Consider the following 20,520-nt stretch of genomic DNA (forward strand, 5'->3'; position numbering starts at 1 on the left):
ATTTTGGAATATTTGATTCTAAAGTCCGCAAGGACTTAGATGTGGATAACCCCGTGCAAGCCGTTAAGGCGCAGCTCGAGGGGACGAGAGTATAATAAAAACGAGCTCCGTAGGGGCTCAACAGTTGACCTCCTACGGAGCTCATTATATAGACATTACTTCAACCCCGAGCTGCACCTACGGTTTGCACGGGGTTATCCAAGTTGAAGCCCTTCCGGGCTTGCTGGATTATTCAGATTTTGTAAGATGGAAAGGTGGGGATATATATTCATGGCTGAAGGCCACAGTGGGCCTGAAGGGCCGAGTCCCAGCGGGACGAAGACTTAGCCCACGGGTAAGCAGGCCGGAGGTCTGCGCCACCCTGGGATTCCATGGATATACAAAAATGAGTTCTGTAAGAACGAAAGAATAAATTCAATATTCACAGGCGCTATCACCATATATCCTATTATAACATCTATCGTTCCTTTAGAACTCGATTTCTTGTATTGTCTTGATACCCAGGGTGGCGCAGGCTTTCAGCCTGCTTACCCGTGGGCTAAGTCTTCGTCCCGCTGGGACTCAGCCCTTCGGGCTCGCTGTGGCTTTCAGCCATATAAATAAAATCTTCCAATTTGGGAAAATTGGAAGGGAGAAGGGAGAAAGGAGAAAGGAGAAAGGAGTGTCTTCAGATATTGTATGATGTGAAAGTGGCAAGGTACACTGAAATGAGTTAAATCCCGCAGGGATTTCCTATTCGTAACCCTCGGTAAGAGAGCGAAGCGAACGACCGGGGGTATTCCGCTAATAATAACTAATGAACCCGGAATGGGTTCAACCCGCTTCGGGGTTGCTTGTAGAGTAGGTCTTGTCTATCTGCCTACCTACCACGGGTTTGCTTCGCTACACCCGCGGTTACGAATAGGAAATCCCTGCGGGATTTATATGAAAATCTTCCAATTTTGGAAGATTTGAAGGTGGGGATCGCGCCGCAGGCGTGAGATTATGCATAACCGTATGCAAGCGTAGCGCAGCTTACGGTATAGCGACTCCCTATCAATCAAGCGCTGTAGGTGCGATATCTGTCATAATCCCGCCCCATGCGGGGCTTTTTATATAGATGATTCACTACCGTAAGCTGCGCTACGATTGCATACGGTTGTGCATAATCTCACGCCGGCGGCGTGCATCCCCGCAATCTTCACATCTTCTCCCTCCTTTCTCCTTCCCCTTTCCTCCTATTTGAAGACCACTTACCTCAGGATGTTGGTTACTTATTCAACAACTTCGCCGTGGTGGATTCTTTTTCGGTACGTGCTTTGACTAAGAGCACCTCTTGGGTGTAGAGGCCTACGGGGATCTCCAGTTGTGATCGGCCGGTGTTCATCTGGCGGTGAATCACCTCTCCGCCCACGCGGGTGATCGTGATATCCCGGATCTCACTGCCGTCCATCGAGGTCACATAGACCACACCTCTCGACAGATGAACATTGATCGACGAGCCCGAGAGCTCTTCCAATCCCGTGGCTGAGATGGAGCTGATCAGGCTGAAGCGTCCCAGTTGATCGCCCTCTTTATTGTCGAACGTATAGGTGAAGCTGTCGCCCGTGATGCGTGTTAACACATTCTCCTGCGCGTCCTTGAAGAAGAACTCATCGTAGTCGCTTTGCAAAGCCAGGAAGCCCGAAAGCGTCAGGGTGGTCTTCAGTTTACTGTCGGTCGAGATGCCGATAGGCAACTCCTTCGGCAGTCCCCACATCCGGTTAATATCCAGGTACATGCCTTCCGTAACGGTAAATACCTTCGGTACCTCGCGCACCCCTTCGATCAGCATCACACGGGAATCCTCCTGCGCATGATACCTATTATCCGCCTTTTCGGAAAGCACCACCAACGTTTTTGAACTATGATCGGCGGTGGATGCCGTGATGGTCAACATCGGTGAAGCGGCCACTTCGCCGTCGTCGGAACGCAGCTGACTGCGCGCCGGGTCGATCACGCCCATCTTTCCGGTAAAGATAAGTTCACTGCCTTCGGGTAAATTTTCTACCTTTCCGTCCCCTCTTATCTCTACAATAAACGACTGCATCGGAGGAATCGATAGCCAGGTAAGCGGATCGGCATCCTCAGGTTTGGTAGATCCTGGGTCTTTCAGCTTGACATACACTTGCTCTGTAGTCTCACTGTCCGTCACAAAAGATTCCGTCCCATTCAACGTAATATATTGGTTCCCACCCGAGAGTACCTTGTATTGGGGTTGAATAACCGCCCGGTTGGCCCGGTAGAACTCCTGGAAGTCGATATGGCTCATAAAAGGATTCCCGACCAGGAACGACTGTCCCTCTTTACCCGTCAGCGGTATGCGTATCAAGGTATCGGTGTACACAGCCATACTCTCGCCCGAATGCGACTTCTCATACACAAAGCGGTGACCGAATTCACGATCCTCCTCCGAGAGCTTTTGATACTCCTTCATCGTCAATACCTTCGATACCTCGTCGTAGAAGTCAAACGTCATCTGGCTGGACGGGAAGTGGAAAATCGTATCACTGATCAACTCAATCTTACTATAGTCCTTGATGCCTTTGTCTTTATCTGTGTTGAAAGCAGCGTCCGGATATTGAATCTTGCCGATGCGGGCACTAAAACCGCTCGCGGCACCCAATTCTTCGACCACATTGTGGAAGGGTTGAGTCCAGGAGGTCGAGTCCGCCCCGGTCTGCGGGCTTTTGGTATGATGCAGGCGCATCTCCACCAGCGGGTTCTGCCGATCGAATATATAGTCGCCCGAATACATATGACGCAACGGTGCCGATAAGCCATACCACTGGTCGGTATTCAGTCGCAGGTCTACCTTCGCATAGGTATACTCCAACTGGCTCTGCCATCCCAGTTCCGAGCCCTCCTTGAAATGAATCGTATCGCAGGCATTGGGCACATAGTTATAGTCGAACTCGATAAAAGGCGTCGTACTTACCTGCGTCATATCTTTCTGACCGTAATACTGCGGCTCATAAAAAGGCGTGATCAACTCGAAAGCGATAATCTTTTTCTTCGGGTCATAGCCTGTTGAATCCGGTGCTCCATCCTGCGATGTCTTCACCGTCTCCTGCAGGTATTCGTATTTCTCCAGCGAGGGATAACTGGCTCCCTCCGCGAGTGAGGCAGGGATAATTACCTTGGTTTGCGGCAGCGGAGGGAAGCTTGGTAATGTGCTGGCCTTTTCGGTGTATTTCCCATCCTCTTTTTCCGGGATAAACCAGTTGCCATCGAGGTTCCACTCCGAAGGAGCCTCCAGCGTGCCGCCCCAGATCACCGTGTCGGGCACCACCTTCAGGCGGAAGTCTACCGAGAGGTCGCAATTGCTTTCATCCCTCCAGCTTTCATTTCCGGAAGCCTCCAATACAAAGTCGTAGGTGTAGCCGGGACGGAAGTGGTAGGTGGTCTTTTCCCCCTCTTCAATCGGTATAACAAACTCCCTTAGGCGTGTGTCGCTGGCGACTACTTCGATACCGATATTGTTATTGTTGACTACGAACTCGCCGTTATCTGTTTTTATCACTGCTCCAATCGGCAAGGGGTCTCCCTCTTCCGTTACTTCATGATGTTCATAATTCGGGTCATACTTAACAAAATACTGATAACTATTATACACCAGCGGGTAGGACTCAAAAGCCAGGAAAGGACCCCGGTTGGCGGTCAATTGCCAGCGGGCGTTTATCTTTTTGGGATCATCATCCGTGAGCTTTTCCCATGTATCCGTACCTACCACATATTTCCGATCGATCGGAATCCATACGCCCGTATCTAAGCGGTTAGTATAGATGGTGTCGATCAGTCCGAAATAGGACTCTATGATAATCTCTTTGTTATTGATCACCGACTCGCCCGTTTCATCCTTCACATCGGCCAAGCGCACGCGCACGCTCCGGATCTCATCGAGATAGAGCATCGGAAGCACAAACTGTTCGGTCGGGCGTATCTCTTTGGTTATATTATTCCGATCGACCACGGTCATGCGTTCCGGCAATCGCACGGTATAGATATATTCCTGATCTTCGATATCGAAATAGGGCATATCGGGTTTGCCCGACGCGCTCACCTGTCCCGCCCAGGAGTCGGGCGACCAGCTCTCTGCCTGCAGGGCGATCTGGGTCGGGGTGGTACAGATAGGGATCACTGTGCCCATCTCCTTCGGCGCTAAGACATCCAGATCTGCCACCTTAAACGCCACATCCGTCGGTATAACCGTCAGATAGGTGTTTGCCAACGAGGAGATCTCTTCCGGAATACGATCCTTATAGAGCGTCACATAGCCCCGGTGTTCCCAATAACGCATACGTGCCAAGAGAAGTTGGAAGTCTTGGAAGTCTTTGATATAGGGCACCCTGCCTGTCGTGTCCTCCTGGTTGGGAAGCACCTTCCCATCCGCGTCAATATATTGCCCTACATAATTGGTCAGATAGTGCTTATTGGGATTACGTTCGGTATCTGAATAGGAACCATCGGTAAAACGGATATCGTCTATATTTACTTCTGTTATTTTGGTGATGGTATCGCCATTTGCCAAATAGTACGCTCCGGTACGATAGTCAATGCTATCCACATAGCGGTAGCCTGGTTTGGACAGTATTTCTATCGTCGGATCCACCGGATACTCCGTTACCTCTGTTTCCGGTAGGTTGGGTTCATAGGGATAAAAGAAGCGATAGGCCGCCAAATCCTTTTTCAGCGTGCGGAAACTGACCGGCCGTGAGGGGGTCTCTCCAATGGTCTCTTTATTATCATCATGCCCGATTCGGGTGGCCGAAGTGACGGCATCCAGTTCTAATTTTGCCTCTTCCTTTTCCGCTTGTGCATTTTCTGCACCCGGCACCAAGGTATGACGGAAATAACCCCCATACTGGTTAAAGCCCACATAATTGGGCATTCCCCATGCCCAGTTCGGCCCATTATAGTTCTCATCCCCTAACCAGGCTTCCCCATTCTCGCTGGCTAACCATTTGTTGAATCCATCCAGGTTGATGACAGGGGCGTTGTCGATTGAATCATAAAGCAGTACCGCTACTGAATCGGGATAGTTTCCTTTCAATTTGTAGGTGAATTCCCGCGCGTTGTAGCTTGTCTCTTGATCCACCGTTACAAAAGGTTGTGTATTCAATGGCCCATAAAACCAGTCATAATAGGCAAATAGGCGCTCTTCGGTGTTCGGGTCGGTCGCGTATGCCTTTACATCGACGTCGTTATTGGTACAAATAGCCATACTTCCCGTCTCACCCATACCAACGCCTCCGACGGTCATCTCAAACTCGGTGGCATCGAACTGGATCTTAAAAGCGGCGTTCCCGGCGCATCGTGGCAAGAGGATGGAAGCATCCGACTCCCCTACATAGATAGCGTAAATACCGGTATTAAAGTCGCCCGCATTATTTAAATCATTTAAGACAGCGGTAGGGATCCGTTGGCTGAATTCCAATATAACGTCACCTTTTGCGGAACCCTGATTGTAGTATGACATATAGCCATATTCTTCATCCTTAAAGTACTTAATATTGAATTTGTCATTAGTATCCGGGAGGGTATTTTTAAAATCGGCTTGGGCTATTACCCCATAATCATAGTTCTCATCTCCTGTATAATAGCCCATATTAATATACATTTTCTTTCCGGTCGTTGCGCTTTTCCCGTCTTGATAGGCTGGGAAAGTTACGCCCCGGGCATCCAAAAAGCGAAAATAGAGCGAGTCACGAAGTCCATCCGGCCATAGCTGGGACAGGTTCACCTCTACCTGCATGGTTAAATCATCGGTAACGCCCACTTCGCCGCTTTCCGGCATACAGAACACGCTGTTGGTACGCACCGCCGAGATTGTCGGATTAGTACGGAATACATTGATCTCATCAATCGCAAAGTCGTTCCCGGTGGTACTTAACCCGTTGTTTTGTATCTCCAACCGGAAGTCGATCGCCTGTTCTCCTTTTTCATTCGGAATCAGTGTCGACGGAATCACAAAGTCGAAACCGATCTGATGCCATTCACTTACAGACTGATAACCAATATCCCCGGTATAGAAACGCTTTACCACATTCTCCTTTCCGTATTGATCGATCACCTTTAAGACAAACACCAGGTTCGGACGGGTACCGCCACTCTCATTCAAAGAGGTGCCCGAACCTTCGTTCAGGTTGACTATCCAGGTGGAGAAATACAATTTGGCTCCGGCACAAAACGATTCGTTAAAGTTAAGCGCCGCCACAACCCCCGGCTGTTCCGCTGCGTCTATATAGAGCATATTTCCTTTATCTACCTTCTTATTCCCTTTCAAATAGGTAATATCATACACTGTTTGGTTGTTGTTCCACCAGCTATAGCCGTTTATATCCCCTCTGATCTCTTGTGGGAAGCCATATTCACTCCAGTAGGGGGTTTGGTGATGCAGGTGGCGGCCGGTACCGGTCGCCACAGAGGTGGCCACGCCATTCCCGTCATAATGAAGCGGATTGGTAAACCCGTAGTTCGACTCATCGACCCCCAAGGGTTTTACCCCCATGCGGTAGACCGAATAGTTGCCTTGTACGCTGCGGATCGGGAAAGGCTCGGGCAGCGTTGCCGGAGCGGTCTCCATCTGGTCGAATGATCTTGTAATAATTAATTTCTTTTCTGTGATAGAAGCGAATATATCCTTACTCGCGTCTGCGATATCCGCTTCCTTCATCAATTTGGGGCCGACATCTGCTTTGTCCTTATAAACAACCCGGAATACGGCGATACGTTTTTGGGCGGTATAATTGTTTGTGGTTGCCAGGTCGACAGCGAAATAGATAGTATCACCGGCATTGTATTGTGGTGAAATATTGCCATTCACCTGCAAATACTTATACCCGTTAGACCCTCCACTCGGGAAGGAAAAGCGACTATTAACATCCGTTGAGGTGCCGCAAGTTGTTCCGGTGCTTACGGTATGCATAAAGTTCGGGTTCGCGCGCAACTGGTCAGGCGTGAAGCTCCTCCACGAAAAACGGGTGCCCTTCTGCGGAGAGTTAGAGACGCCACTGACATTGGCGAAGTAGTTCTCAAAGATATATTGCGGGGTAAGACGCAAGCGAATATTAGTAGGCGACTCTACCTCGTAGTACTCCAGTGGGAGTCCGCGCCCGATTTGCGCGTCGATGGAGTCGGCTATCTCAGACGCGGGGCGTAGATGGAACACATTGCGCAGCGAGACCGTCGGTTCATACATCTCACCCGTATTGTTGTTTACATTTCCCGACCAGGTAAAGTCATTATAATTGCTTATATCACAATAGATAGTAGAGGCGTCGCTATTGAAAAAATCATCCCCGACAATATCATAGTTCGCCTGGTACCCACGGGTGATTTGAGTCTTGTTGGTATTAAAATACATAATACCATTGCTCATCGTGGCCTGTGTGGATCCGGTGGTGGCGGACGCCTGCAAAGCACTCGGGCGCGTCTCCAGTCCGTACGCGTCTATTTTGTACCACCGGTAATAGGCATAGCCGGATGTCGACGTGGTCAACGGCTCTTTTTCGTCTATCTTGGTATAAATGGTCTGATGGTATTCATGCACATTCTGGCGCGCCTGCTGGGGCGAACCACTATGTTTGTAGTTGAATACGGCCTGGGAATCCTCACTTCGTGTTTCGATCACAATATTGTCGCTATCCAGGAGAGAGCCTTCCTGCATTGTGTTTTCAATCCTCACATTTATAAAGGATCTTTCCCCATGCTCTTGAGGGTATATCACTCGAGCGAAGCCGTACCATCCTTCCGGATCGTTTGGATATTTGGGATCCGTAATAAAATCCTTCGGTACCGTTATGTCGATCTCCAAGGTATCTCCCGCGCTATAGGCCAGTTTTGCTTTGCCTACGATATAATTTCCGATATTGTCTGTATTTAAGGTTGAGGCATTTTCTATTATAGCGCGCACCCAAACGGTAAAGACAATCACCGTTCTATTATTGACATCAAACTTGTTCAGGTTCTGATAAAAATTCGTGCCCGCGGGCATACGGGAGAAGTAGTATCCGTCCCCTTCGTATCCTCCGGAGGCTTCATGGCCATACATCAGATACGCCTCCCGCGAACCGGCATAGTCGATGGGGACTAAGGTGTAGTAATCTCCTTCAATCGGATTAAAGAGATTCCCTCCTTTGAGATTAAATTCATCATCAATCTCTACCGTCGGGGGTAGGTAGTTCCAGACATTTTCCGAGTTAGCGGCCGCTTCATTGGAAATAATCTCCTGGTCATCATTCTTTACAATGCCCTCATTGGTCGCTACCATATGGAATACGGAGTTGGCTGTGCCATATTCGTAAGAGGCAGAGACCGTAGTGGTAGAGGCATCAGCTAAATAGATCAAGGTGCCTTTGCTTGCCTCTTGAACATAAGTCGTTATGGCTTTGGATACCAATTTGAAGTACATATTATCGACATCCGTTTCATTTGCTATCGGCATTTTAATCAAACGCCACATGGCACTGTCCGATTCAATACTGGTTGAAAGAGCCGGTTTGCCGTCTTTATCAATCACTAAATATAGGTCCTCAAGCGATTCTCCCGTATTACGAATATGGTACCAGCCGGGGTAGCCCATCACCTTATCTCCTTCTGTCTTATAGTCTACCGGTTCAAAGACCCATTCGGAACCGAAAATAGTGCCAGATTTGGTTTGTGTTTGAGTAGTAGCGCCAAATTGGGGTGTCTCCGTGGTTCCTCCCTCGTTTATAGCATTTTTTTGGCTATTACTAAAAAGCAAGGTAGGAGTATTCGTTGATGTCCAGTTACTCCAGTTGCTCCAGCTACCCCAGGAATACCACATAGAGCTTCTTGTACGTGTTCTTGTCTGTTCCGCTGTCGTTGACGCACTCAAATAAGTCGTACTTGTCCCCGGAACATCCCCCCCCGTATTTGTTTTCACCTGCAGGCTATAGGTATATTGTGCCTCTGCCGTTGCGCTGGCGAGGAGAAGTATTAGTAGTAAAAAATAGATTCTTTTCATATCTTGTCTTGTCAAAAAAAACGATGATTCAACGATTGTTATTTATTTCCTCTTTTATTGGCGGATCCAGCTATCGGTATAGACAGTGCCTACGGGGAGGGAGCTCTTTACTGCCGGCAGGTTCTCGATCGTCGTCGCGTCGGCTGCCGGGATCGTAGGGAGGCCTAAGGAGAGGATGGTCTGCACATCCAGTTTATACCAGTTGTTGCGCACCACGCCAAAGCGGCCGTAGCCTCCTTTCGTGACCTCCTGGGATGTGGGGAAATGTTGCACCGGCACCTCGTAATACATCTCTCCGTTTTTATAGAAGAGTAGGTGGGGCGATTGCAGAGGGGTCTCGTTGTTAGACAACGTCTCCCAGTCGAAAGTGTTGGCATTATCAAACTCCTCGATCGCCTGCTTAATCGTGGTATAACCACTTGCCTGCAGATAATCCGGGATAACAGCATTGGCTTCTCTGAAATAGGCCACATCTTCGGGGTGGAGGATAAAGTATTTGCCTTTGCTATCGGCATTGTATTGCGCTTTGCCATTGGTGTCGCCGCCGAGAAAGACAAAGAAGTCGTCCATGGGATAGGTTTTTATCGCTTCATCGCCCTTTTCCAGGAAGCTATCGAGGGTATAGCCCAGTGTCTCGTTGCCAATGTTTTCACGTTTCAGGGTTACCTTGACGATGGCACGCGTTACGACATTGCGTTTCTGATCCGCCTGCGTCATGGTGTTTTCCGGCAGGTAGACCGGGAGATTCGCCGCCTCGGTCCACGACCAGTAGCCCGCGTAGGTGGCGTCTTTATAGGGAGCCAGCTTCTGAGCCGAAGTGGCAAATGTTTCCGTATTCAGGTAGGTGAACTCGTCAGCCAGCTTGTCGCTCTCTTTGCCGGCATAGTCGTCGAAGTTCGGGTCTTCGGCATAGAAGGAGCTGCGGATGTCAGTACCATCCTTTATGACGCCCTCCTCCGTTGTTTCTTGTTTGCCATCGGATTTAAGGGTCATCTGACGATACCAATAGCTCTTTTTATTGACAATATCCATGGCCCAGGTCAGGTCGGAGGCGACCATATAGCGCACCTTGGTGGTGACTGTCGACAGGGCGTCGCCACTGCCGTAGATATAGCCACAGCTTTTTATATTAATCTCTTTCCCGTCCACTGTCAGGGTGCGGGCTTCGCAGGTTTTGGTTACCCGGTTCAGGGTGTTATGCGAGGTGATCGTACCGGTTCCGGTATCTTTGTGAATACCCCGGCAGAAGGGGCAGAGAGCATATCCCTCGCTATCGCAATAGTCATCGGGTATATCAAAATCGGTCGTTAAGTTATCAAAGCCGTAGAGCGATCCCCGGAAGCCCAGGTCCATCACGAAACGGCCGGTATTGGGCGGCGTGTATCCACCGTCTTCATTTGGCGTGGTTGAGGGAGAGTCGTCGGTAGGTCCTCCATAGAATAGGTTTATCTTGGCGGTGGCCCGTTCCAGGTAGCAGTCGGTTACGGGTCGAGATTCGGCATTAGCAGCCGTATTGAAGAAATTCTCTTCTGTGATAGCCACCAGCCCTTTGGCATTGAGCATCAGGAAATAGACCGGATCCCCTTCGGTGACCCCGTTGATATCATCGCCTGCCAGGCGATACATACGGTTGTCTTCCAGGGTGGTGTTGAAAGCCTCTTTTAGTTTGTTGAGTTGGACGCCGGTAGCGGTCACCGCTTTGATGCCTTTATTCGGGTTGACGATCACCAGCATATCATAGCTGTCCATCTCCGCCTGGCGTGCTTTGGTTATGATTTGGTAAGTATTCTTGTCTGAATCTTGCGTGGCATCTTTCACATCTGCGCCACTCGCCACGATATTGCCACTGTCGTCGAGCGCGGTTTTTATATCCAGATCCCAATAGTAATTGACAAAGTTTCCTCTATAGAGCACAATGCGCACCCCGTCGACCAGCATCTCGCGCTGTGCCTCGGTTGCCGTCGCTCTGGTATGGAGATTCTCCAAGGGCAGGCTTAGGGTGAACGACACATTGTTGCCGGACGCGCCTACGACCGGTTTCTCCTCCACGACACCGCTTCCTATAATAGAGTCATCTACGCAGGAGGCAAATAGCAACGCCATTACCCACAGCATACTTATCCGATAGAAGCTATGTTTTATCATCCTATTGTGATTGATTCTTTTTTGTTTGAAAATAGACCATGGTGGGGCTGACCGAAAAATGGGTCAGCCCCCAATGGGATATTTATTTTAGAGTCCTACACCCTGGTTACGTTCCATCCAAGACAGGATCTCGAACTGAACAGAGAGCCAAGAGCTTTCTTTATCGTCCGGATCTTTCCGGTCTTCCGGATCAGGAATGGTTGCTGTACCATATTTGTTTATACTATTCAGCGTCAATTTATAGAAGTTATTGCGCACCACACCGTAACGACCGTAGGTCATAGCGTCTGCTTGAAGATCATTGTCAAAGTGACGGATAGGTACATAATAATAGTTCTGAGCATTTGATTTAAAGAAACGAACCACCGCACTACCGGAGGCCATATCTTTGGAAGTGGATAACTTTTCAGCAGTAAAGTAATTTGCATCAAACACATCGTTGCCGTCTACTTTAGAAGTAGCAATAGCCTTCAAAATATTCGGTAAAGAAGAAATGACTTGGTTTTCCTCTACTTTCATCAGATCCTCCCAGGTTACATCATTATCGCTACTGCTGGCACTTGTGATCACAGTCTTTGCATCACTGGCTGCTGCAAGTATCTCATTTATATCTGTGCGTGTGAAGACATAAGTGTTGTTAAACAAAAAGTATTCATCGCTATTTTGTTCCGCCGTTTTTTCTTTTAATGTCTTTGCAAAGAAAGTCTCTTTAGGCGTGATCATCGCCGCAATAACGACTGAGGTGGTTACATCTTCGTATTGCTCATCGGCATCCATGGTGTTTTCCGTTACATAAGCATAGGTCTCTAACTCACGGGTCGCACTCGTTATATTGGTGAAGGGGTAATTTTGGATCGACCCGGCTACTCCTTTTTTACTTACTCCGCTCATATTCGGGTCTGTGGCATACATCAGGTAGCGGTAGGCCGGTTTGGCAGTAGTGGAAGATTCGTCTACCAGATAAGTATCACCTTGTTTATCTTTATCGAATGGGTAGTCATTGCTGTTTGGATTGAGCATCTTTGCCGCGTTTCGCATCCAGAATGTTTTTGTATTCACCACGTCAACATCCCAGGTGATATCTCCCACATTCGCACCTGTCATAGATTCGAAATTATCTTCTGTAGCCTTAGCAACCGTTACTTTGGCCACCGCGCGCTCTACAAATAATTCTACCGCTGCACCATTGGCTTCAGCCTGTTCCGGGGTCGGCATGATATTAGTCTCATCATCAACATCCACCAGTCCGGTGAAATTGCTCATCAGGAAGTTTGGCTTCTTGTTTTCTTCTGAACCTGTTTCTATGAGTTGAGACACTGTAACGGTAGCAGCCGCTTTAAGCACCGATAACTTCGTTCCGACTTTTGAAATGGTATTATCGCCTTCATTTGTAAGAGCCGTCGGAGGATTAACAAATACGGCTAATTTATAGTCCGCTTTTGCTACCGGTTTTGCTTTGGTCCGATAGGTCGTCGCGTTGGTTCCGGGAGTGATCGATAGCATATCTGATCCGGGAACGCCAGGAGTACCTATGTTTTCCAACAAGAAGCGGTATTTTACTACTCCCTCCGCATCATCTTTATCATAAAGCAGAATCAATACGGAATTTACCTTGTTTTCATCTTCCGTACCATAACTGGTTGTGCCTTTAGGGGCATCACCCTTCGTGCCGCCTCGTTGGCTGCTGTTAACCAAAGAGAAAGAAACGTATGCCACTTCCCCTTCCGGATTCTTTCCACCATTCTCACCTCCCGGTACATCGTCCGAACAGGCGGTTGTCAGTATTAGACCTGCTGATAGCAGCAACGTGGCTGCTCGTTTAAAGAAATTTGTTTTCATAAAAAATGAATTAAATGTTTAATGTTTCAATTGTTTATATTATTTATTCTCTTCTCTTTTCTTTTTTTCTCTCTTAGGGATCGATGCCGATATCCTGGAAACGGATCACCCAGTCGTTGATCATAATCTGCACTGCCAGCCAGTGGCCCTCTTCGGGGCGGGCGGGTTCTTTCACACGTTGCACAAAGAGCAGGATGTGGTAATCATCTTCGCGGTCGAGGTATTCCTGGAAGGGCATATTCTCGTATTCGAGCAGCCGCAGGGCATTCAGGTATTTCATCAGGGAGATATCCAAGAGGGCTTTGCCGTTTTGTCGGTCGGTGACGAGGAGGCGGTTTACGCGTCCTTCGTTCTGCAACCGCATGGTGTTCATCTCGGCAATCACGCCCACCTCGGGGTCGTCCTGCGTGAAGTAGGGCAGGTAGGTGATGGCGCGCTCTTTGGGATCCAACACCTGGTTGTCGTTGTCGTACCAGCCGCCGGAGGAGAGGATACGGATATCCAGGTCGTCGTTTTTGACCAGGATATTCTCATCCATGCATTGCACCACCATACGGAATTTGCGGGTGTTTTTCCGCAGGGAGATGGTATGTCGCTCTTCGCCGGTCCAGGCAAAGGTGACGTCGGTCAGTTTGCCATGCCAGAGCGGTTCGAGTGCCGAGCGGCGGTCGACCAATTGCTCTTCGTAGCCTTTCACCTTCAGTTGGAAGTCACTCAGGGTGGAGACGCCCGGCGTAAGCGTTGGGAAGTCGTAGGAGTCGGCATCGAGGCCTGCCCACGCCATGATGTCGTAGCGCGTATCAAACCATTCCGGGGGTATCTCTATGCGGTAGTCTTCGGGAAAGGGATTGCCTGTTTCGTGTACCTCGCGCACCAATAGGCCCGTCTCGGCATCAAACAGAAAAAGGCGCAGGGAAGATACCTGCACATGAAACTGATCCACAAACTCCATATTATGATCGTACTTGATATAGAGGTAGTTGGCGCAAGGCTCTAAGTCCTCCTTGGTGCAGGAAGAGAGAAAGATCAATACTACCCTAAGAATAAAGACAATCGCTGAAACTTTTTTGTTTTACGCATTACACACAAATTTTTCAAACAAATAATTACTCTTTGTTTGGTATAAACAGAGGCACACACGCATTGAAGGCAATGCGGAATGGCCGGAATTAAGTAAAAACGATTAACATATGATCCCCTTGAACGGCACAAATGTAATAATTAATTAATACAAATGTGCTTTTAAGGCTTGAAAATCATGTTATATCACGCAATTACATCACCATTCAAACAGCTTGACATATAACAAACAAGAGGCGTAAATGTTCGTTATCCTGTTATTTCTTTTCTTTTTTTCGGTAGAAGAGGTCGTAGAGGGTGGTGAAATCTTTCTTAAACATAATGCCAACGCCCTGCGTAGAAGGGGATTGTTTGAGGTATTGGTACATATCGTTGGCGTGGTTGTATGCCTTGAGGCGTATCTCTCCGCTGGGGGTTAGTTTGTATTCGAGGTCGAACTCGCCGACAAAGATATTCTTCTGTTGCGCCAGGCTGTTGCGGTAGCCGAAATTGCCGTTGAACAACAGGCGGTTATCGAGGAGCTGGCTGGAGAGAAGCATTTCGATCTCGGTGTCTTCGTTGAATCCTCCGTCCTGTGAGGTGCGTATATTGGTGCCGATCTGCACCTTGTCGGTCATGGAGTTGAGGATGTTGCTGAGCTGTGTGGAGATAGCCGATGAGGCGACCGCGCTGAAGTCGCTGCTGCGGTATTCGTTGACCACATAGTCGGGCGTATAGAATTTATGCAACACTAAGAGGTAGACAATCTGCCGCGACATCTGGTCTTCCGTATCGATCAGGCTGCGCACCTGCCGTTCGATCTCTTCGTTGGAGTTGGGCAGCTCGATGTCGAACGATATCAATGGGCTTTGCAGTTGTCCTTCGATGTTCAATACGCAGTTGACCGGTACGTTGGCACGATCGCTCTCGCGCAGGAGTCCCTGGTCGAGATCGCCGATATTGGCGGTCAGGTTGTAGGTGGCGTCGATATCGAGGGTGGCATTCATCGGGTCGCCCTGGAAGCTGATGGTGCTGCCTTCGCGTATCTTAAAGTCGCGGTAGAGGATCTGCTGGAGGCTGAAATTGTAGTTGCCCTCCTGGATGCTGGCGCCGCCATACATACGCAGATCCGACCGGGTACCGTATTGTATCTGCACGCTGCCGGTGCCTTTGCCTTTGATTCGGTCGCCGGCAATGGGGTCCATCACCAGTTCGATGGTTGCCTCCGGGGTGATATCGACCTGCGCGGTCATGCGTATCTCGGTGCCTTCGTCGGTATTGAACGAAGGAAGGCCGTTGCTCTTCTCGTTGCTCTCTCCCGCGATGGAGTCGGGGTTGTTCTTATCGATAAAGGTGATAAAGTCGTAAGCCGTCGAAGCGGTGCTGGTCATGAAGTTGAAGCCGGCAGTGGTATTCGCCTCGTTGCGCATATTGATATCGAAGTCGATCACCTTTTCGTTGCCGCTAATGCGTGCCGTGCCACTGCCGAAAGCCGTGCCGTAGATAACGGGGCTGGTGCGTTCGGTATGGTCATACAATAGCATATTGGTGGCTTGTATGTCGGCGAGGAAGTTGAAGTCGCGGAAGCTGGTATGGTTGAAGGTGAGATCGAGCTTCGCGGTGTTCCGGTGTTTGTCGTATAGGGTGACGCCTTTCGCCCGGATATTGTTGGGATCCATATGGATGGAGTCGGAGAAGGTGTAATAGGTGTTCAGGAATTCGATGCCCAGGCCGGCGTCTTTCACATAGACATCGCCTTCGACGGTGATATCCTTGAAGGAACCGAAGAGGTGGGCGTGCCCGAATCCCCGTCCTTTGACGCCTGTCGCCACATTGTCGAGGAAGGGTTGCAGGAAGGCGATATCGATATCGTTGGCATCGAAGCGCAGCGATAATCCCTCTTTGGGCTTGACGGGGTAGATATATCCGTTGACATCCGTCCAGGTGCTGTCGTTCTTATAGATGGTGCCCAGCATAAGGATGCCCTGTTGCATCTCGTCCCATTCGCTGTAGAGGTTGAGCCGTCCGAAGTTGGTCCGGTTGAACGAGAAGTCTTCGACCGTCAGGTCGGTGTTCAATATGCGGCTTTCGTAGATGTCGTTGATCACGAAGCTGCCGGTTGCCCGTCCACCGAATTGCAGGACGGAGATATTGAGGATGTCGAAAATATATTCCAGTTCGATGTCCTGCAGATCCAGGTGCAGGGAGTCCTGTATGTTGCGCGAGATAAGTCCGTCGAGGTGTATGTACTGGTCTTCGTGGGTGAAGATGAAATTGTCGATATCGATCTTACCGTCTTGCACCGTGATCGAGGCGGGTTGTATATGCCAGGCGGAGTCGCTCACGAACACCGGGCTTTCGTGGATCGAGATCTCTGTGCGCAGCTCCGGGCGTCCGCGTTCGTTCTCCTCTTCGATAAAGAGGGTGGAGGTCGATAGATCCGCGCTAAAGAGCTCTTCTTTGTTGTTCGCCCATTGGATGCGGGTGTTGATGAGGTTGTCCGCCGCGTCGGCATGCAGGTCGAGCTGGTTGCGGATGCCTTTCCGGTTGAACTGGGTCGCTTTCACCTGAAGATCGACCTTCTCGCCTTCGTTCTGCGCGATCAGGTAACCTGCTTCAAACGACGAACCCGCTATCTCGAACCGGGGCAGGTTGGCTTCGAGGCGGAACTTATCGTATCGGTTGTTGTAATAGCCGCTGATCACCACATCCTCCAACGCAGTAAAGGGCAGGAGCAGTGTCTGCGAGAGCTTTTCGGTATTGTTGAGGGTCAGGAACACCGAGAAATTGTTTTCGTTCACCCGGGTCTGGTTCTTGGTCAGTTTGATCAGGGAGGGCAGGTAGAGTTCAAATGTTTTACTGATGCTCGGCAATATGGTCTGGAACGAATAGGCACCGGCGATCTCCCCGTTCAACAGGTCGGAGGATATCTTGACCCGGCGGTCGTCGGCATGTCCCAAGGCTTCGATCTCCAATGTCTCCAATAGGAAATCGCTGGGTTTGGTCTCTATGGAGAGGCTATCGACGCGCACGCTTCCTTCCATATTGTCGAACTTATTCCCCGTAAAGTCGGCTTGTAGGAAGAAAGAGATCTCCGGTTCTTCGTATTTGTCGGAGAGATTCAGTTTGTCGGGGCGGAAATGGCGGAGGTCGGCGGTGAAGTTGAAGATGGAGTGTTGCCCGTTGTTCTCGAACATCCCTTCGGCGAGGAAGTAGCCGTTTGGGTCGTTCACCTCCAGGGTGCCGTCGAATCCGTTGTTTTGGAAATTCCCGGATAATAGGATATTCTCGTAGCGGTAGCCCCGGTAGTCGATCTCGCTGATGTTACCGAGGATCTTTCCCTTGAAATGGCCGTCGACCGGTTTTTGAGCATCGATGGCGATATCGAAACGTCCGTTCCCGTACGGGTTGTTTTCGGGGAAGAGATCCCGGATGGCCAGGTCGGACGAGATGGCTTTCCCGCGCAGGAAAGCGGCGATATGGTTCTCTTTATCACGCCCAAACAACATATCGGTTTGGATCGATCCGATGGAGGAGTTGAATACCCCGAAGGCCACCAGGTTGTCGAAGAAGCCCGATATCTCGCCGGTAAAACGGATCGTGCCCAATCGCAGGATTGGTTCGGGAATAACTATCGATCCCGCATACAGGTTGTTTGCCAAGCCCGAGAGCCCTTCCGGTGTGACATGCATCTGGTTCACCTTTCCGAACACATAGGTCTCTTCCTGGTTGGTGATGCCTCGCAGGTCCATCTGTCCGTCGAACTGCATTTTGTCGGGTTGCCTGATGAGCAGATGCCTCAGGTTGATATTGTTGATCGTGCCCGAGGCGTTGGCGGAGAGCTGTACGGTATCGGTGAAATGGGCAAAGGCAGGGATAAAGGCCGAGAGGTCTTTGAGGCAGAGACGCGACGGGGCGATATTGAGTTCCAACGGTGCATCGTTCAGGAACGAGGCGACCCCTTCGATCGTTGCCGTGCCCATGGTGGCTTTGTCGATCTTCAAGAGCGAATTGGGCAAGCGCACTTCGAACTGATCGATATAGGCGCTATCGCGGTTACCAATAATATTCATCGAGAGCCGGTCGAGCGAGAAGCCCGAAGACTCGTCGAAACTCAATTTCTTTACCTGCGCGTTGATGCTGTCTTTGTTGAATACCTTCAGGGAGATATTGGCGCTGATATTGTCGATATCGATATGTTTCGCATTGAAGACGCCGGCGGTTTTCCGTTCGCTTTGCACGTTATAGCTCACGTTGCCCTGTCGCAACAATACCGAGTTGAGTCGCAGGTCGATGTCGGGCTTCTTTTTCAGCGTGTCGCGGCTGGCAAAGGCATCGATCAGGAATTGCAGGTTGAGCTGGTCGTTGGGTTGCTGTTTGTTCAGATAGAGGTTGAACCCGAAGAGGCGAACGGTGGTGAATACGAACTTGCCTTGCAGGAAAGGGATTATCTTGAAACCGGCGGAGATATGGTTGGCTTCGATCATCGGATCGCCCGCCTGGTCTTCCAAGGCGACGCCCTCCAGCGTTAAGCGGTTGATCCAGTTGATGCCGATACGTTCGATCCGGACAGGCACACCCAAATAGTCCGACAACTCATGCGTAGTTACCTCCGTGATCTGACGTTGCACGTAGGGAATGTTTACCAGAATGGCCGGAAGAGCATAAAATATCCACAGGAGGATAAGTAGTGTAACAACTATGTATTTTAATCCTCTAATCTCTTTTCCTTATTTTAACTGCAAATCTACAATATTATCGATAGAGATTTCGTTAATTTGCATGAAAAAAGGAGAATATATGCGTCATATAACCATATTAGGAATTGAATCTTCGTGCGATGATACGTCGGCATCCGTCATTCGCGACGGGGTGATGCTCTCAAATGTGATTGCCGGGCAGGCGGTGCATGAGGCATACGGAGGGGTGGTGCCGGAACTGGCATCGCGCGCGCACCAGCAGAATATCATCCCGGTGGTGGCGGAGGCGATCAAGCGTGCCGGCATCGACAAATCGGAATTAAGTGCCCTTGCTTTTACCCGCGGCCCCGGTCTGATGGGTTCTTTACTCGTCGGCACCTCTTTTGCCAAAGGACTGGCGATGTCGCTCGATATCCCGATGATCGAGGTGAATCATTTGCAGGCGCATGTATTGGCGCATTTCATCAAAGAAACGCCCGACGATGACAACCAGCCTGGCTTCCCTTTCCTTTGTCTGTTGGTTTCGGGTGGAAACTCCCAGATTATCAAGGTGAATAGCTATAAGGATATGGAGGTGATCGGGCAGACCATCGACGATGCGGCGGGCGAAGCGTTCGATAAATGCGCGAAAGTGATGGGGTTGGGCTATCCGGGAGGACCGGTGGTGAACCGCCTGGCTAACGAGGGCAATCCGAAAGCTTTCCGTTTCAGCAAGCCGCATATTCCGGGTTACGACTACAGCTTCAGCGGATTGAAGACCTCTTTCCTCTACACCCTGCGCGATGCCTTGAAAGAAGATCCCGATTTCATCGAAAAGAACCAGCGGGATCTCTGTGCCTCCCTGCAGGCAACGGTGGTGGATATCCTGATGGATAAGCTCCGTAAGGCGGCAAAGGATACCGGCATCAAGGAGGTAGCGGTGGCGGGAGGTGTTTCGGCCAACTCCGGTTTGCGCGACGCTTTCCTGGATCATGCCAAACGCTTTGGGTGGAAGGTGTATATCCCTAAGTTTGCTTTTACGACCGACAATGCCGCTATGGTGGCGATTACAGGTTATTATAAATTTATGGATGGCGACTTCTGTCCGATGGACGCTGTGCCTTTTTCACGCGTAGTGATCTGATCTATGGAACCTATTTCGCACGATACACCGGACGAATTAGCCAGAGCGTTGGGCGAGCAGCTTCTCGCCAGGCGTTGGATGATGGGCACAGCGGAGAGTTGTACCGGTGGACGCATCGCGGCTGCGATGACTTCGCTTTCGGGTAGCTCGGCCTATTTCGCGGGGGGAATCGTTTCGTATAGCAATGAGGTGAAAAGGCGTGTGTTGGGTGTCTTGGCAGAGAGCCTCGTGCAATATGGCGCCGTAAGCCGTGACGTGGTGGAGCAGATGGCACAGGGTGCCATCGAGGCTTTGGGTGTCGACTGCGCGGTAGCCACCTCCGGTATTGCCGGCCCCACCGGCGGAACACCCGACAAACCGGTCGGCACCGTCTGGATAGCCGCCGCCCTCAAAGACCAAACCCATTCCGCCTGTTTCCATTTCCAGGGCGACCGCCATCAAATCATGTCGCAGGCCACGTGCGAAGCCTTGCGGTTATTGCTTTCACTCTTTGCAAACCTTTGCGTCGAAGACGCATGACGTTGATTAACCCCATGTGAAGCATAGCGGAACATGGGGTGGAGCTAAGCCCCACTCATCTTCACCCGGCCTCGAAGAGGTCGCACTAAAAGAATAGCTGATTATGAGAGACAGTACCACCTCTTCGA

General features: G+C 50.1%; 7 protein-coding genes. 2 read left to right on the plus strand and 5 right to left on the minus strand.

What is annotated here, in order from left to right; all coding sequences use genetic code 11:
* Positions 1-1,249: 1,249 nt before the first annotated feature.
* From M2134_RS08120 to M2134_RS08140, 5 genes are all read right to left on the minus strand, one after another.
* Positions 1,250-9,007, minus strand: coding sequence for a hypothetical protein (locus M2134_RS08120; protein ID WP_280750936.1), 7,758 nt, complete (start codon positions 9,005-9,007; stop codon positions 1,250-1,252).
* A 54-nt stretch (positions 9,008-9,061) separates the two neighbouring features.
* Positions 9,062-11,152 (minus strand): Mfa1 fimbrilin C-terminal domain-containing protein, encoded by a 2,091-nt coding sequence (locus M2134_RS08125; protein ID WP_280750935.1) that lies wholly within the window; start codon positions 11,150-11,152, stop codon positions 9,062-9,064.
* Positions 11,153-11,239: 87 nt separating this feature from the next.
* Complete coding sequence (locus tag M2134_RS08130) at positions 11,240-12,991, minus strand: Mfa1 family fimbria major subunit (RefSeq protein WP_280750934.1); 1,752 nt, start codon at positions 12,989-12,991, stop codon at positions 11,240-11,242.
* A gap of 73 nt (positions 12,992-13,064) precedes the next feature.
* Positions 13,065-14,021, minus strand: a complete 957-nt coding sequence (locus M2134_RS08135; protein WP_280750933.1) for a FimB/Mfa2 family fimbrial subunit — start codon at positions 14,019-14,021, stop codon at positions 13,065-13,067.
* Between the two features lie 307 nt (positions 14,022-14,328).
* On the minus strand, positions 14,329-18,681 hold the full coding sequence (locus M2134_RS08140) for a translocation/assembly module TamB domain-containing protein (protein ID WP_280750932.1): 4,353 nt from the start codon (positions 18,679-18,681) through the stop codon (positions 14,329-14,331).
* Positions 18,682-18,850: 169 nt separating this feature from the next.
* Between M2134_RS08140 and tsaD the strand changes: the two genes are divergently transcribed.
* Complete coding sequence (gene tsaD, locus M2134_RS08145) at positions 18,851-19,873, plus strand: tRNA (adenosine(37)-N6)-threonylcarbamoyltransferase complex transferase subunit TsaD (RefSeq protein ID WP_280750939.1); 1,023 nt, start codon at positions 18,851-18,853, stop codon at positions 19,871-19,873.
* A gap of 3 nt (positions 19,874-19,876) precedes the next feature.
* Positions 19,877-20,392 carry a CinA family protein gene (locus M2134_RS08150; protein ID WP_280750931.1) on the plus strand — a complete coding sequence of 172 codons (516 nt, stop codon included), beginning with the start codon at positions 19,877-19,879 and terminating at the stop codon, positions 20,390-20,392.
* The last annotated feature ends 128 nt before the right edge of the window (positions 20,393-20,520 follow it).

Source organism: Parabacteroides sp. PM6-13 (assembly GCF_029892605.1).
GTDB lineage: Bacteria > Bacteroidota > Bacteroidia > Bacteroidales > Tannerellaceae > QVMG01.